We start from the raw sequence: 16,235 nt of genomic DNA on the forward strand, positions 1-16,235 counted from the left end.
TTTATGATCTTCGTTGTACACTAGAGATAACGCAGAGGGGGTTTTTCCGTGGAGAAAAAACTAGCAGTCATCGATATCGGGTCCAACTCGATTCGTAACGTCATTTTTGAAGTGAACGGCCACGGTCAGTATTTTGAACGGTTAAACGTGAAAGAAGTGGCACGGCTGTCGAGCCATATCACCGATGACAATGAACTGTCCGAGTCTGGCATCGAGGCGCTCATCGAGACGCTGAATCACTTTAATCGCTTGAACGAGCATCACGAAGTGAAAGAAGTGTTGCCCGTCGCGACGGCCGCCATCCGCAACGCCAGCAATTCCGAGGCCATTTTAGAAGAAGTCCGGCAAGCGACCGGCATGGAGATTCGGTTGTTGAGCGACTATGAGGAGGCGTTTTACGGCTACTCGGCCATCATCAACTCGACGTATATCGAGGACGGCTATTCAGTCGATATCGGTGGTGGTTCAATGGAAGTGACCTACTTCAAAGATCGTGAACTCGTCTTCTATCACAGCTTCCCGTTCGGAGCCGTCACATTGACCGAGGACTTCATGAAGGGTGACACGCTCACGAAAGACGAGCGTAAACAATTGACGACGTTCTTGAAAAAGTCGTTCAAAGAGATCGACTGGCTCGAGCCGCACGGTATACCGCTCGTCGGTGTCGGAGGCACGGCTCGAAACCTCGTTCGGGTCGAACAGTCGATGTCCTTGTTCCCACTCGAGGGAATTCATCAATACACGCTCGGGGCCGACCGCCTGCATGATGTCGTCGATGAACTCATACAAATGTCGCCGAAACAACTTGGGCGTCTCGACGGTTTGTCGAAGGACCGGATGGACATCATCGCCCCGGCCGTGACCGCCATCGATGAACTGGCGAAGTATTTGAAAGTGCCTGAGTTCATGATGAGCAACAACGGACTACGCGAGGGCTTGTTCTATGAGTACTACTTAAAGGAAAACAATCGGGTCCGTTTCGGTGACGTCAAAGAAGAAAGTTTCCGGCATTTCGAGAAGCAATATGCCGTCGACCCGGTCCGTCATCAACACTTGATTCATCTCGCCCGCCAAATCTACACCGGCTTGATTGAGACGAAGACGATTAAGCCGAAACCGTTCGAACCCGGTCTCTTAGAAGGCGCTTGCCGGCTCGCTTATGTCGGGGAATATATCGACCATAACAACAAGAGCGACCACACGTTCCACTTGATTACGACGAACGATTTTAAAGGGATGAACAACGAGGACCGGCTCGCCCTCGCCTTGGTGACGTCCTATAAATCACGACGCCTGCTCGAACAACATATCGAAGGCTTCCCTGAATGGTTCGACTCGAAGATGTTGAAGAGCTTAGAGCTGCTCGGCTCCATCGTCAAGCTCGTCGACGCGCTCGATTTGACCGAACGTCAAGTCGTAGAGAACGTCGACGTATCCTCGACCGAGGAAGGACTTGTCTTCACGCTTCATACGCACACATCCCCGCGCTTTGAACTGCAGCGCGGCATCCGCCATAAAAAACATTTGGAACGTGCGATTGACCAATCAATCGAGTTACGCGTAGAGGAGAGAGATTCATGACCATCTACTTACCCGAACATTTCAATAACCGTGAGCTCAGCTGGCTGAGCTTCAACGAACGCGTCTTGCAAGAAGCGATGGACGAACGCAATCCGCTCATGGAACGGCTGAAGTTTCTCGGCATCTTCAGCTCGAACCTCGATGAGTTTTATATGGTCCGTTTCGGCGGATTGAAAGACGAGGTGCTCGCCGGCTTCAACCGTCCGGAAGACAAGGCCGGTCTGACGCCGAAGCAGCAAATCAAAGCCATCTCCATCAAGGCGCAAGAGCTCGTCGAGGTCCAGTACGCGACATATAAGAAAATCCTCAAGCAGCTCGCCGCGGAGAACGTCCGTTTCTTGCGGCCGAAACATTTGAATAAGACGCAACTCGAGTTCGTCAAACTCTATTTCCGGACGCATGTCTTCCCTGTCTTGACGCCGATTGCCGTCGACGCCTACCGGCCGTTCCCGATGTTGTTGTCTAAATCACTGAATATCGCCGTCGAGATCGCCTCGACCGATGAAGGCAAGAAACGGCTCGCTCTCGTCCAAGTGCCGGCCGTCTTGCCACGCTATCTCGAGCTACCGACCGAGGATGAGGACCATACCGACTTGATGTTGCTCGAGGATGTCATCATCCAGTTCATCGACTCGTTGTTCAAAGGGTTCGAAGTCGAGTCGACGATGCCGTTCCGAATCACCCGAAACGCCGATATGCCGTTCCATGAGGAAGGCAGCCGCGACGTCTTGAAACAAATCGAGAAAGAGTTGAAGAAACGACGCTACGGGGTCGCGATTCGGCTCGAGGTGCAGCAACGGTCGCTCAGTAAAGAGCTGTTGTTCATGCTCCAGGACGTGCTCGACCTTCATGACCGGGACATCTTCCTCGTCGATGGTCCAATCGATTTGACGTTCTTGTTCGGGGTCTATAATAAAATCGGGATCGAGTATGATGAGATGATTAACGAGACGCTCATTCCGTTCGTCCCGGAAGGACTTGAACCGGGGAAAGATTTGTTCCAAGCGGTACTAAAAAAAGATTACTTGCTCCACCATCCGTACCATTCGTTCGATCCGGTCGTCCGCTTCATCGCCCAGGCGGCCAAAGACCCGAACGTCCTCGCCATCAAGCAGACGTTATATCGGGTGTCCGGTGACTCGCCGATTATCAAGGCGCTGACCGATGCCGCCGAGAGCGGGAAGCAAGTGACGGTGCTCGTCGAATTGAAGGCCAGGTTCGATGAGGAGAAGAATATTCAATGGGCAAAACAGCTCGAGAAAGCCGGCGCCCACGTCATTTATGGCTATAAAGAGTTAAAGACGCACTCGAAAATTACGCTCGTCGTCCGTATTCTTGAAGGCGGCGTCTTGCAACGGTTCGTCCATCTCGGTACCGGCAACTATAACGACTCGACCGCCAAGCTGTACACGGACATCGGCTTGTTGACAACGAACGAAGAGCTCGCCGAAGACGCGACCAACTTCTTCAACTGGCTCTCGGGTTACGGAGAACGTCCGTCGTGGCATAAATTCGAGACGTCACCGGACGACATGCACGACTTCTTCCTTCAAAAGATTGAGGACGAAATTAAACTGCACGAGAAATACGGCAACGGCCGCATCGTCGCCAAGATGAACTCGATTACCGACAAGCCAATTATCACGAAACTATACGACGCCTCACAGGCCGGCGTCAAAATCGATTTAATCATCCGCGGCATCTGTTGTCTGCGTCCGGGCATTAAAGGCATCTCGGAAAACATCCGTGTCATCTCCATCATCGATCGCTATTTGGAACACTCGCGTATCTTCTACTTCTATCAAAACGGGAAAGAAGACTTATATTGTTCCTCTGCCGACTGGATGACCCGTAACATGCGCAAACGGATTGAGATTCTATTCCCAATCCTCGATGCGGGACATAAGTCGTATATTAAAGACATGCTCGCGCTACAACTCGTCGATAACGTGAAAGCCAGAATCCAGCGTGCTGACGGCAGTTATGTGTATTTGAAACAAGAAGCCGGACAAGAACAAATTCAATCACAAATCATCATCCATCAATACACGGGCGGCCGCTGGAACAACATTCCGAGCGTGTTTGAACGGGAACCTTCGAACTGGGCCGAACGGGAAGTCCTTCGCTTACGAGCTGAAAATGAGAAAATGACAGATGACTGATGTTAGACTTCTCAAACGAGAATGAACATTGTATAATGAATTCGGTTACCTGTTAATAAAGCGTTTTCATTTCGATTATGGAGGAATCATTCATGCAAGAAATCCTATTGTCATTGCTCGCTGGTCTTATTTGTGGCATGATTTTCACCGCTTTGAAGTTGCCGCTCCCTGCCCCACCCGTTTTACCGGGTGTCATCGGCATCTTCGGCGTGTTTCTTGGGATGAAAGTATATCAATTCGCACTCGCGAACTGGCCATTTTAATTCAAAAAACGAAGCCCGCGGGCTTCGTTTTTTTTACATATCGTAATGTCTTGCTTTGTGACACGTCGGGCAAAGCCATGTGCCGCTTCCTGCTTCGAGATGATACTCCATCAGACGAACCCCGAATGCTCCAAAACGGTTCAAGTCATCCCCGCATGCCTCACAGACAGTCGTCGGGGCGAGTTGTAACCTCGCCTGCTCGTCCGCCAAATGGGCGCGGAACGTCTCCCGGGTCCACTTGGCAGAAGGGACGCGGTACCCCCGCTCCCACTTATCACGGATCTCGACGTCCGTGTCCCCTTCATATAGGCCCGTTCGCAGCAACGGATGATGAAAGTCGAGGCCGATCACATCGACGAGGCTATACGCCGTCACCTCGGGCGTTGCCTCCGTCCGCCAATAGCGGTCGAACGGGCGCTGCGTCTTCTCGACGAGCATGACTTCGACTTCGGCCACGATTCCATACCCGAGAATCTCAATCCACGCTGTCGCCTCGTCAATCTGCCCTTCCACATAAAATGGGCTCGCTTCTTGAAAATATGTTGGAAGCGCAGACCAGACGTCATATACGTTCGGGTCGATTCGGATGACGCTCATCTTATTGGTGCGCGAGCGTGAACTGTTCGCGCCACTCGGCGTCAAAGCGGTTCGCCCGGAACATCTCGATTTCCTGCTTGTATGGTGCCACTTTTGTCTTCTCACTGATTGGAATATATGGCGTCTCTAAAATCTTCGGCAAGTGGGTGAACGCCTCGTGATGGATGATGCGGTTCAACGTATCAAAGCCGATCTCCCCATATCCGATATTCTCGTGCCGGTCTTTCTTCGCGCCACGGACGTTCTTCGAGTCGTTGACGTGGATGACACCGAGTCGATCCAATCCGACGATTCGGTCGAACTGTTCGATGACGCCGTCCAAATCACCGACGAGGTCGTAACCTGCGTCATGGACGTGACACGTATCGAAGCAGACCGAGAGACGATCGCTATGCGTCACTCCATCGATGATGGTCGCTAGCTCCTCGAACGTCTTGCCGAGCTCGCTGCCTTTCCCAGCCATCGTCTCGAGCGCGATTTTAACCGTCTCATCGCCAGTGAGCACTTCGTTCAAGCCCTCGATGATGCGAGCGAGTCCGACGTCTTCACCGGCACCGACGTGGGCACCGGGATGGAGCACGACATGGCGCGCGACTTGGAGCGCCTCGGCCCGTTTAATCTCGGCTGCTAAGAACGACACGGCGAGTTCAAACGTCTCGGGTTTCGTCGTATTGCCCAAGTTGATGATATAAGGGGCATGGACAACGATTTCCTCGATGTCGTGCGCCGCCATATGAACGAGCGCCGCCTCGATATTCAAGTCTTCAATCGGTTTGCGACGTGTGTTTTGGGGCGCACCCGTATACACCATCATCGTGTTGGCACCGTAAGATACGGCCTCTTCACTTCCTGCGAGCAACATCTTCTTACCGGAAACTGAAACGTGGGAACCAATTTTTAACATAGTCATTTCTCCTTCATTCTCATCTGTCTTTAGTGTACACAAAAAGAAGAATCGACTCCACGAAGTCGATTCTTCTTTTGCTTAGCGACGGTTCTTCTTACGAACTTCGCGACGTTCCTGACGTTGGCTCTGCATATGTTCACGTGAGGCCGTCTCTTTCAACTTATACTTGAACTTCTTCTTGTAACCAGGCTTGACCTTTTTCTTCGCCTTCTTGATTTCGCCCGCCATCCGGCTGTGCGCCGTTTGCGAGACTTTCATCTTCCGGTCGGTCGTGCGGCGTTTGCGTGTCTTAATCTCTTGAAGTGACCCGTTCTTCACATCGACGTGCTTGAACGTGAAACCACGCTCTTCGAGTCGATTGATCGGACCGTTCTCGTGATCTTCATACAACGTGTACGCTTCACCCGTCTCACCGGCGCGGCCCGTCCGGCCGACGCGGTGCGTATAGAAGTCAAGGTCTTTTGGAATCCCGAAGTTGATGATGTGCGACACACCTTTAATATCGATGCCGCGCGCCGCCAAGTCGGTGGCGATGACGAACTGATATTTCGCGTCGTTAATGTCTTTGATGGCTTGCTTCCGGCGACGAGCTTGCATGTCCCCATGAAGCGTGCCGACGTTGAGTCCCGCCTCGCGGAACGACGTCTCCAACTCATCTGCATCTTGTTTCGTGTTTGTGAACACGAGACAGACGAACGGGTTAATCGTTTTTGCGATTTCGACCGTCAACGCCTTACGGTCACGGTGACGGACCGGGATGACGTGATGCTTGATTTTCGGAACGACACGGTGCTCTTCACTCGCTTCCGCGTAGCGTGGGTCGTGCAAGTATTTCTTCAAGAACGGCTGTAACTTCTCAGGGATTGTCGCTGAGAAGACCATCGTTTGAAGTTTCTCTGGCAACGCCTGCGCGATGCGGTCGACTTCAGGCAAGAAGCCCATGTCAAGCATTTGGTCAGCTTCATCGACGACGAAGTGCGTGACTTTGTGCGGGAATAACGCTTGGACTTTCATCAAGTCGAGCAAACGACCTGGTGTCCCGATGATCAGTTGTGGTGGGTTTTTCATCTTGTCGATTTGTCGTTCCCGGTCAGTTCCTCCGACAATCAGACTTGTCTTAATATAGTCCGGCTGTTTGACGAGGAGTGTTTTCAACTCTTCGTGAATCTGCCAAGCGAGTTCGCGCGTCGGTGCGACGACGATGGCTTGGACCGATTCTTCTTTCGGATCGATTGCTTCTAAAATAGGTAAGAGGAACGCAAGCGTCTTCCCCGTCCCGGTTTGTGATTTCCCAATGATATCGCGGCCATTCATCGCAGCCGGAATAATCCGGGCCTGAATGTCCGTCGGTACTGTGATGCGCTTTTCTGTCAAGGCATCGACGATAAACGGTAACAATTTGAACTGTTGGAAGCTGTTCAATCGATACACCTCCTGTTTCTTTCCACTTTTCCTAGCATAGCGGAATCTAATCATTTGTCAATTAATCTTTTGCGAGCCCTTCATATAAATAGCTCGATGTGTAGTAGTGTGGTGCGATTTTTTTGCCGCTCAAATGTAGTTCGAGCGCTTTAAATCCGACCTCGATCATCTCGTTCGGAGATTGGACGACCGTCGCATTCACTTTGCCGTTGTGGATGAGCGGATAAATTTCTGTCACCCCGTCAACCGACACGAGCGTTTTGTCGCTGAGCCCATGACTTTCAAGGGCGCGGACGACACCGAACGTATTGTCATCGTTATGCGAGAAGACGGCATCGAACGGGATATCAGCCTCGAGCCAACGTGACATCTCGATCTCCGCTTGGAACGTATCATAGTTTCCGGTGATGGAAGCGACGACTTGAAGGTTGTCGTTCGCCTTATCATATTCCGTCAATCCGAGACTCCGGTCAATCGTCGAGCGGACTTTGGCCGTACCGCGCACTTCGACGACTCGAATCGGACGGTCGAGCCCCGCGTGTTGGGCGGCGATATGGTTCGCCGCCATGCGACCGATCTCGACGTTGTCGGACATGACGGACGTCAAGACGCTCTCATGGTCAATCATGCGGTCAATCGCGATGATCGGGATCCCTTCCCGCTCGGCACGTTCGAGCGACGGACGAATGAACGCCTCGTCGAGCGTCGTCACAAAAATCGCTTCGACCCCGCGGTCAATCAAGGCGTCCAACTTCTCTTTCTCTAACACCCGTGAGTCCTCGCTCGTCGTCGGGACAGGGATGAACCCTTTTTGATTCGCCGTCCTGACGAAAGCGGCCAATAATTTATTGGCGTGTTCATGCTTTTCACTGACGAAGACGAAACCGACTTCGTTGTTCTCACTCGAACGTTCCGGCAATTGAATCGAGGTGATCAGTAAAATCGTCAACGCCCACACGACAGGTAGCCATAACCAGTAATGTTTGAATCCTTTCGTCATGGGTGCGACCGCCTTGGGATTTTAATCATCATGGCCGTACCTTCTCCTTCAACGCTCTCGATGTTCATGTCACCGTTCACGGCTTTCAAGTATTCGCGGATCATGTAGAGACCTAAGCCGTTGCCGTTCTCTTTCGTCGTGTAAAACGCCGATCCGACCGATTTGACTTGAGCCTCGGTCATGCCGATGCCGTTATCCTCAATCAAGAAGCGATAATCCCGCTCCGTGAACTGAATGGTGACCGTCACATTCCCGTCGGCCCCTTTCGAGTCGACGGCTTCGACCGCATTTTTGAACAAGTTGTAAATGATTTGAATGAGCATGTCGCTCGAGCAGTAAAACGGCGGCATGTCGTTCGGGAAGTTCAACTCCCAATTCGTGACCCGTTTATAACACTCGGCGTCGAGCAAGAATTCAAGGCGACTCGCAAACTCTGTCATATCGAGCCATTCTTCTTGCAGTTTCGCCTGATCCGGCTTGGCGAGCGTGAGCATCGTCGTAATCAAATGGTTGGCCCGGTCGAGCTCTGAGAGGGCGAGGTCAAGCATTTCTTGGCTGCTATGCCCCTCTTTCACCATCTGTAACGTGATTTGGACCGGTGTGAGCGGGTTGCGGATCTCATGAGCGATTCCGGCCGCAAGCTGTCCGAGCGAGGCGAGCTTCTCTTGCTGAAGCAACAATTGTTGCTGGCTAAGCTGTTCCCGTCGTGCCGTCTCCATGCGGCGGGAATAGTCGTTATACGTATCAAGCAACGTCTCGACTTCTTTAGAGCCGGTCCGTTCTAGTTGAATCGGTTCGAGCGACTGCTGCTTCTTGATGTTTTGCACGAGCTCGAGGAGCGGGCTCGTCAACGTCTTCGACAAGAGCAAACCGACCATGATACTTAAAAAGAACGTGACGAGCGTAATCATTAAATATTGCCAGCGCGTCGCATAGACCGCCTCGTACACAGAATCAGTACTATGTTTGGCGAGGACGCTCCAGCCGGTGACGCGGGCGTCCGGTTCATACATGATGACGTCATCCTTAGTGCTGAAAATCGTCCGGACCGCATAGTCGTCCGTCGCCTCGATAATCGAGCGAGGCAGACGACGTTCCGCGTCCGTGACGAGATTGAACGACGTCGATAACACCTCGCCCCGCTCGTTCAACAAGTAAAGAATCATATCGTCGTTCGCCGATTCGAGCATGCGTCGATATAAATCGGAGTTGAGCACGCTGATGCTGCCGCCGAACATCCCGACCAACCGGTTATCCTCAAGGACCGGTACGTACAAAAACGTCCCGACGTCACCGGAGATGGAAATCGGTTCACTCATGAATAAGTCGTTGCCTCCACCGTTGAGCACTTCGTTAAACTTTGCATCGGCTTTCAGCGTCGTGGCCGGCACTTGACGTTGCGAGTACCATTTAAAGGCATCGGCCCGTAAATCGTAATAAAAAATCGAGGTAAAGCTCGTGCGCTGATTCAAATAGCCGGTTCGAATCCGTTCTTCGATATACGTCTCGTTTCCGACGTAGGCGCCGAGATAGACCAAGTCTTCATACAGTTTACCGAGTCGCGTCTCTAGGTTCTCGATACTTCCGTCAATCGCATAATCAAATTGTTCTTTCGCTAGCTCTTCCGCCCGGGACACCGTCACACGATCGGCAGAGAACGCTAGTGAAGAGATGACAAGTCCTAGTATAATGAAGATAATAAATGTAATCTGAAAGAAGTACGATTTTCGAACTTCAAGCAATGTTCTCAAGCGTTCCACGGTGTCCCTCCTTTCTAACCTTAAGATTATAGCATGAATACACGCAATTCTTTTCGTATTTTCGAAACAATGTTAGACTAATACGTATGAAAGCATCGCGAAAGGAGCGTTCCTTACAAAATGAAAGTTAAAAAAATCAGTCCACGCGGATACTGCTACGGCGTCGTCGATGCCATGAAGCTCGCCAACGAAGCGGTGGCCAACCCAGATTTACCGCGTCCTATCCATATACTCGGCATGATCGTCCATAACCGACATGTCACCCAAGCGTTCGAGGACCTCGGCGTCAAGACGGTCGACGGCGAGGATCGCATGAAAGCACTCGAGACCATCGACCGCGGAACGGTCGTCTTTACTGCTCACGGCATCTCGCCGCTCGTACGTAAACGTGCCATCGAGAAAGGATTGACGATTGTCGATGCCTCGTGCCCGGACGTCTTGGTCACGCACGATTTGATTCGTGAAAAGACGGCCCTCGACTATGAGGTCATCTATATCGGGAAGCACGGACACCCGGAACCAGAAGGTGCCATGGGCGTCGCCCCGGGCAAAGTTCATCTCGTACAATATGAACGGGATTTCGAGGCGTTGCCGGCCCATCTCTATGAGACGAAAATCCTCGTCACGAACCAGACGACGATGAGTCAATGGGACGTCTCGGCCTTGATCGAAATGATTCAAGAGCGTTATCCACACGTCGAAGTGCATAATGAGATCTGTAACGCGACACAAGTCCGTCAAGAAGCGGTGGCCGAACAAGCCGGCGATTGCGAACTGTTAATCGTCGTCGGTGACCCGAAATCGAATAACTCGAACCGCCTGGCCCAAGTCTCTAAAGAGATTGCCGGCACGAATGCCTATCGCATCGGTGATTTGAGCGAGCTCGACCTAGCTTGGCTCGATGGTGTCGAGACGGTCGCCGTCACGTCAGGCGCGTCGACACCGACGCCGATCACAAAGAAAGTGATCGACTTCTTGAGCCAATATGACCCGCTCGATTTGAGCACACATGACAAGACCCCTTATCTTGAACTCCGTAGCATCCTCCCGAAAGTGAAGGCGCTCCGTAAGTGACATCAAACCCCGTCCTCGTGAGAGGACGGGGTTTTCGCATCATCAATAGAAACGAAACGGATTCGTATCGGCTTCGGACACGAAGAATTCGACATCGAGCTTCGCACGTTCTCCTTTTTGCCGCATGACGTCGACGACACCCTGCTTCATGACACTCTCGACATGATGACCCGGGTCGACGACCGAAAGACCGAGAGCCATCGCGTCGTGCGCCACATGGAAATACAAGTCACCCGTCACATACACGTCCGCGCCTTTGAAATGGGCGGCCGACACGTATTTGTTCCCATCACCACCGAGGACGGCTACTTTCTCGATTGTCCGGTTCGGATCGCCAACGATACGCACCGCCGCGACGCCAAAGCTCGCCTTGACGTGCTCTGCGAACGCAGCGAGTGTGAGCGGAGTCGACAGACGACCAATGCGCCCGAGACCGAACACACGCCCCTCGATGTCGTCCCGAATCAAATCATAGGCGACCTCTTCATATGGATGCGCGTCCGTCATCGCCTTGAGTACTCGTTTCTTTTGGCTCTCCGTGACAATCGTCTCGATTTTCACTTCCTCGACATGTTCCGTCTTGCCGTGTTGGCCTAGATACGGGTCCGACCCTTCGAGTGGTGTGAACTGACCCTCTCCCGAGACGGTGAACTGACAGTCCCCATAATCTCCGAGACGACCGGCTCCGGCCCGGCCGAGCGCCTCCGACACGGCTTGTCGATGCGTCGTCGGGACGAACACGGACAGTTTATACACCGGTTCTTCATACGTCGGGATGAGCACCGTCGGATCGACCAAACCGAGTGCCTCACTCATCCAGTCGTTGACCCCGCCCTCGCAGACGTCCAAGTTCGTGTGGGCCACATAGACGGCGATGTCATGCCGAATGCATTTCATGACGATGCGCCCTGCCGCACTGCGGTCGTTCACTTGTTCGAGAGCACTGAAAATCGGTGGATGATGGGCGATAATCAAGTCGACGTCTCGTTCGATGGCCTCATCGACGACCGATTCGAGCACGTCGAGCGTCACCATGACCCGATGTACCGGTTTATTCAACGTACCGATTTGGAGACCGATTTTATCGCCCTCGACGGCAAGATGTTTCGGGGCAAATTCGTCAAACAATTGGATGACATGGTTTCCGTTCGCCATTAGTTGCTCACCTCTCTCATTTTGTCACGTAACGTCTTGAACTCCTCCTGTTTCTGGATGAGCGCCTCGGTCTGTGCCCCCTCGGCCATTTGACCGAGCACATAATCGAGTTTGTCCGCTTCGCGTCCCCATTTCAGCTTGAACGCCTCAGGCCGTGTCTCGAGCAAGTAAGGTCCGAACATGAGCTGCCAAGCCCGTTCCGTTTCATCCGAACTATAGCGGGTCTCCGTACCACGTTCTCCGACGAGAATCTCATATACTTTATCGTTCTCTTCGACGATGGACTCGGCGATCAACACGAAACCTGCGTCGAGCAACCATTCGCGGACGTGTTGTCCATCCACGTTCGGTTGCAAGACGAGGCGTTCGACCGCGCCTAACTTGTCACGGCCACTCTCTAAAATCGACCGAATCAAACTTCCTCCCATCCCACAGATTGAGATACAGGTCGCCTCATCTGCTTCGAGGACGGCGAGTCCGTCACCGAGACGGACGTCAATCTGTTCAGTCGCGCCAATCAACGCGACTTGCGCTTTTGCCGCCTCCATCGGTCCGCGGTTCACTTCGCCGGCGATGGCTCGATTGACGATGCCTTGTTGGACGAGGTAGCACGGCACGTAAGCGTGGTCAGATCCAATGTCCGCCACCACGCTACCTTTCGGGATGAAATCGACGACTTGCTTCAGCCGCCGGTCTAACGTCACTTGTTCTTGCATAGGGACAACTCCTTTTTCTACTTCTTCACTATTAGGGTAACGAATATTGATAGCCAGGACAATAAAAAACGTACCCCGTTAGGAGTACGTTTCCCTCTTATTGTTCGAGCAACCAAGTCGCGAGCACGTCCGCCTCTTCGGCAGTGGCGAGGCCAGCTGGCATCGCACCTTTACCGTTGACGATGATGTTCGTGATCTCTTCAGCCGATAAACGTTCGCCGACACCAGTCAAGGCAGGACCGACGCCTCCTTCGAGATTTCCACCGTGGCAACCTGTGCAGCCTTTAGCCGCATACAAGTCTTCTGGGTTCATCTCAGTGACAGACGGACCTTCAGCAGCTTGTTGTGCTTGGTTTACGCCAAAATACGATAATGAGACCATGGCAATGATTGCGACGATCGCAATCGCTGCAAACGGTAACAATGGATTACGCATTGCATTTCCCCCTCATGTTCATTCCAAATTTCTACCCATCACTATTTTACTCAAAAAATAATAAAGAAGGAAGGAAAATCACTCATTTTCCTTCCTTTCTTCTAAAACTTCACATTTTATTCAAAAACACAATTAATCGAGGAAGTCTTTCAAGCGTTTCGAACGGCTCGGGTGACGAAGTTTCCGAAGTGCCTTCGCCTCGATTTGACGAATCCGCTCACGGGTGACGCCGAACACTTTACCGACTTCTTCAAGCGTACGCGTGCGGCCGTCATCGAGTCCGAAGCGGAGACGGAGTACGTTCTCTTCACGGTCCGTGAGCGTGTCGAGCACGTCTTCGAGTTGTTCTTTGAGCAATTCATACGCGGCGGCATCTTGTGGAGCCATCGCATCTTGGTCTTCAATGAAATCACCGAGGTGTGAATCGTCTTCTTCACCAATCGGCGTCTCAAGTGACACCGGTTCTTGAGCGATTTTCAAGATTTCACGCACCTTCTCAGGTGTGAGCTCCATCTCTTTGGCAATTTCTTCAGGCGACGGTTCGCGTCCGAGGTCTTGCAACAATTGACGTTGAACACGAATCAATTTGTTAATGGTCTCGACCATGTGAACCGGAATCCGGATAGTCCGGGCTTGGTCCGCGATGGCACGTGTGATTGCTTGACGAATCCACCACGTCGCATATGTCGAGAACTTGAACCCTTTCATATAGTCGAACTTCTCGACGGCTTTAATGAGGCCCATGTTTCCTTCTTGAATCAAGTCGAGGAAGAGCATGCCGCGCCCGACATAACGTTTCGCAATCGAGACGACGAGACGGAGGTTGGCTTCGGCAAGGCGTTTCTTCGCCTCTTCATCGCCTTGTTCAATCCGCTTCGCGAGTTCAGTCTCATCTTTCGCGCTAAGAAGATCGACGCGTCCGATTTCTTTCAAGTACATGCGGACCGGGTCATTGATTTTAATGCCCGGTGGGACAGATAGGTCGTTCAAATCGACCTCTTCGTCTTCTTTTTTCGATGGCGTCTCTTCGGCATCGGCCGCATCTTCTGTGACGCGGATATCTTTACCTTCTAAATCTTCGATGAAGTTATCGATAAAGTCTGAGTCCACCTCGAAATGGCTGAGGCGATCTTGAATCTCCTGCATCGATACGACGCCTTTTTTCTTCCCTAATTTCTCAAGTTCCTCTATGGCGTTAAATAAATCCTCTTTTTTCTTCTCTGCCATCTAGCAGTTCAACTCCTTCCAAACTTCCTCCACGTTCATCGTTCACGAAGCCGACGACTCCGGGTAATCAATTCTTGTAACTTGGATGCCTGGTCTACTATACTTTCGGCATCTTGTCCGATTTCCCTTTTCGCCCGCTCGATTTGACGCTGTTCCTCATAACTGTTTATGACCTTAATGTATTCATCTAAAACCTCTTCGGTCAGTTCATCCGGTGCGGCCATGAGTCGAATCTCGGCATAACGATTCGCATAGTCCGGACGTTGGTCACAATATCGTTCCATGAACGGAGGGGCGACCTGTTCGAACTCCTCGTGTGTCATGTCCTCGGAGACGATTTCATACAATGCCGTCGCCAACATCCGGTGCACCTCGTCCTGGTAGGACAGACCGAGGCGGTCCCGGACGAAACGAACCCGTTCCGGGCCACTCAACATCGCCCGCAGCAATAACTTCTCCGCTTTGACGTAGCGTGGCTCGTTTGCTTTAGACGAACGCCGGCGGACCGGCTCCGGTTCGCGGACGGGCTGTGGGACGGCTTCTTTCGAAGACGTCTTCGGCATCCGCGACAATAACGTCTCGACCGGAATCTCAAATTCGTTGGCCAGCTTCTTCACGTACAGGTCACGGCGAATCGAGTTATCCGTTTTACTAATTTCCACAAGCATAGATTCAATAAACCGTATCCGTTCTCCTTCTCGATTCATGTTTTTCCCACGCCGGAGCGTGCGGTTCATGAAATCGAGGACGGACAACCGTTCCGATTCGACCAATTTACGCCACTGTTCCGCCCCGTTCGTCCGAATGTAGTCGTCCGGGTCGGTCTTCTCAGGTAACATCAACACTTGCACGTCGAGCGGATAGCCTTCGAGCAAGCGGACGACTTTCATCGTCGCTTCCTGTCCGGCCGTATCGCCGTCGTAACAGATAATGACTTCTTCGACCATGCGGGCCAAGGCGCGGGCATGTTGGGACGAGAACGCCGTCCCGAGCGAGGCGACGACTTCTTTCGTCCCGGCTTGCGCGACTTGTAAGACGTCGACGTTTCCTTCGACGAGCAAGACACGTTTTTGTTTGCGCATCGTGGCGCGGGCCTGTGAGAACCCGAATAAGAGTTCACTCTTATTAAATAACGGAGTATCCGCCGTATTGACGTACTTTGGCTGTCGCTCATCGATCGCCCGTCCGCTAAATCCGACGATGGTGCCGTCTCGATCCGCAATCGGAAAGACGACTCTGCCTTCGAACCGGTCGAAATATTCACCGGATCTAGACTTAGAAATCAATCCCGCTTCTACCATGACCTCGAGGTCGAAACCTCTTCGTTCTAATGAATCCACGGTGAATCGGCGATGGTCGGGCGCGTAACCGATCTTATACTGACCGATCGTCGACTCCTCTAAACCGCGCTGCTGCAAATACGTCAATCCGACTTCGCCCGCCTCGGTCTTCATCAACACCTCGTGATACAAGTCGGCCACGACCCGATGCGCATCGCGCATCTGTTTACGGAGGACTTGGTCTCGCGATAATTCCTCGTCGCCCGACACGCCACCTTCGATTGCGATATTCGCTCGCGTGGCGAGGCGTTCAATCGTCTCTGGAAACGATAGTCCTTCCGTCTCCATAACGAACGTGAACACGTTCCCGCCGGCGCCGCATCCGAAACAGTGATACATCCCTTTTTCCGGGGACACGGAGAACGATGGGCTGTTCTCCGAGTGGAACGGGCAAAGCCCGACGAGACGATGTCCTTGCTTCTTCAATTCAACGCGTTCACTAATTAAATCAACGATATCTGTGGCTTGTTTTACTTCCGCAATGACTTCATCCGGTATGCGCGGCAACTTGACCACTCCCTATCCAAACTCGCAACGAAACGGAACGTTCACCACGTTCCGTTTCAATGTCATGTCAGTACTCTATTATACCGTT

At 52.3% G+C, this 16,235-nt stretch carries 14 protein-coding genes; 4 read left to right on the forward strand and 10 right to left on the reverse strand.

Translation table 11 applies throughout. From position 1 onward, the window contains the following. Positions 1-48 precede the first annotated feature (48 nt). From KNP95_RS01105 to KNP95_RS01115, 3 genes are all read left to right on the forward strand, one after another. Positions 49-1,581: a Ppx/GppA family phosphatase gene (locus tag KNP95_RS01105; RefSeq protein ID WP_021065710.1), complete on the forward strand. Its 1,533-nt coding sequence runs from the start codon at positions 49-51 to the stop codon at positions 1,579-1,581. Continuing rightward, positions 1,578-3,743 (forward strand): RNA degradosome polyphosphate kinase, encoded by a 2,166-nt coding sequence (locus KNP95_RS01110; RefSeq protein ID WP_058763938.1) that lies wholly within the window; start codon positions 1,578-1,580, stop codon positions 3,741-3,743. The genes KNP95_RS01105 and KNP95_RS01110 overlap by 4 nt, the downstream gene beginning before the upstream one ends. A 92-nt stretch (positions 3,744-3,835) precedes the next feature. Continuing rightward, entirely contained in the window at positions 3,836-4,006 is a 171-nt protein-coding gene (locus KNP95_RS01115; protein WP_021065708.1) for a DUF1427 family protein, read from the forward strand. Between the two features lie 33 nt (positions 4,007-4,039). Here the strand turns inward: KNP95_RS01115 and KNP95_RS01120 are convergent, their stop codons facing one another. The 5 genes from KNP95_RS01120 to KNP95_RS01140 all read right to left on the reverse strand — a co-directional run bounded on the left by KNP95_RS01120 (position 4,040) and on the right by KNP95_RS01140 (position 9,692). After that, complete coding sequence (locus tag KNP95_RS01120; RefSeq protein WP_251138441.1) at positions 4,040-4,648, reverse strand: hypothetical protein; 609 nt, start codon at positions 4,646-4,648, stop codon at positions 4,040-4,042. Beyond that, on the reverse strand, positions 4,605-5,507 hold the full coding sequence (locus KNP95_RS01125) for a deoxyribonuclease IV (protein WP_214835163.1): 903 nt from the start codon (positions 5,505-5,507) through the stop codon (positions 4,605-4,607). Before KNP95_RS01125 ends, KNP95_RS01120 begins: the two co-directional genes overlap by 44 nt. 81 nt (positions 5,508-5,588) lie before the next feature. Next, positions 5,589-6,941, reverse strand: a complete 1,353-nt coding sequence (locus KNP95_RS01130) for a DEAD/DEAH box helicase (protein ID WP_353048061.1) — start codon at positions 6,939-6,941, stop codon at positions 5,589-5,591. Positions 6,942-6,993: 52 nt separating this feature from the next. Further along, positions 6,994-7,932, reverse strand: a complete 939-nt coding sequence (locus KNP95_RS01135; RefSeq protein WP_021065704.1) for a sugar ABC transporter substrate-binding protein — start codon at positions 7,930-7,932, stop codon at positions 6,994-6,996. Continuing rightward, positions 7,929-9,692 (reverse strand): ATP-binding protein, encoded by a 1,764-nt coding sequence (locus KNP95_RS01140; RefSeq protein WP_214835164.1) that lies wholly within the window; start codon positions 9,690-9,692, stop codon positions 7,929-7,931. The genes KNP95_RS01135 and KNP95_RS01140 overlap by 4 nt, the downstream gene beginning before the upstream one ends. Positions 9,693-9,812: 120 nt before the next feature. On the opposite strand from KNP95_RS01140, the gene KNP95_RS01145 reads away from it, so the two are divergent. Further along, entirely contained in the window at positions 9,813-10,766 is a 954-nt protein-coding gene (locus tag KNP95_RS01145) for a 4-hydroxy-3-methylbut-2-enyl diphosphate reductase (protein ID WP_029595228.1), read from the forward strand. Positions 10,767-10,808: 42 nt separating this feature from the next. Here the strand turns inward: KNP95_RS01145 and KNP95_RS01150 are convergent, their stop codons facing one another. The 5 genes from KNP95_RS01150 to dnaG all read right to left on the reverse strand — a co-directional run bounded on the left by KNP95_RS01150 (position 10,809) and on the right by dnaG (position 16,156). After that, entirely contained in the window at positions 10,809-11,921 is a 1,113-nt protein-coding gene (locus tag KNP95_RS01150) for a Nif3-like dinuclear metal center hexameric protein (protein ID WP_021065701.1), read from the reverse strand. Further along, positions 11,921-12,637, reverse strand: coding sequence for a tRNA (adenine(22)-N(1))-methyltransferase (locus KNP95_RS01155; protein WP_021065700.1), 717 nt, complete (start codon positions 12,635-12,637; stop codon positions 11,921-11,923). The genes KNP95_RS01150 and KNP95_RS01155 overlap by 1 nt, the downstream gene beginning before the upstream one ends. Positions 12,638-12,734: 97 nt before the next feature. Beyond that, on the reverse strand, positions 12,735-13,073 hold the full coding sequence (cccA, locus tag KNP95_RS01160; protein ID WP_021065699.1) for a cytochrome c550: 339 nt from the start codon (positions 13,071-13,073) through the stop codon (positions 12,735-12,737). A 132-nt stretch (positions 13,074-13,205) separates the two neighbouring features. Then, a complete protein-coding gene (gene rpoD, locus KNP95_RS01165; RefSeq protein WP_021065698.1) occupies positions 13,206-14,300 on the reverse strand; it encodes an RNA polymerase sigma factor RpoD in 1,095 nt (364 codons plus the stop codon). A 35-nt stretch (positions 14,301-14,335) separates the two neighbouring features. Next, complete coding sequence (gene dnaG, locus KNP95_RS01170; RefSeq protein ID WP_235045158.1) at positions 14,336-16,156, reverse strand: DNA primase; 1,821 nt, start codon at positions 16,154-16,156, stop codon at positions 14,336-14,338. Positions 16,157-16,235 lie beyond the last annotated feature (79 nt).

It is taken from the genome of Exiguobacterium sp. s36 (genome assembly GCF_018618345.1).
GTDB lineage: Bacteria > Bacillota > Bacilli > Exiguobacteriales > Exiguobacteriaceae > Exiguobacterium > Exiguobacterium chiriqhucha.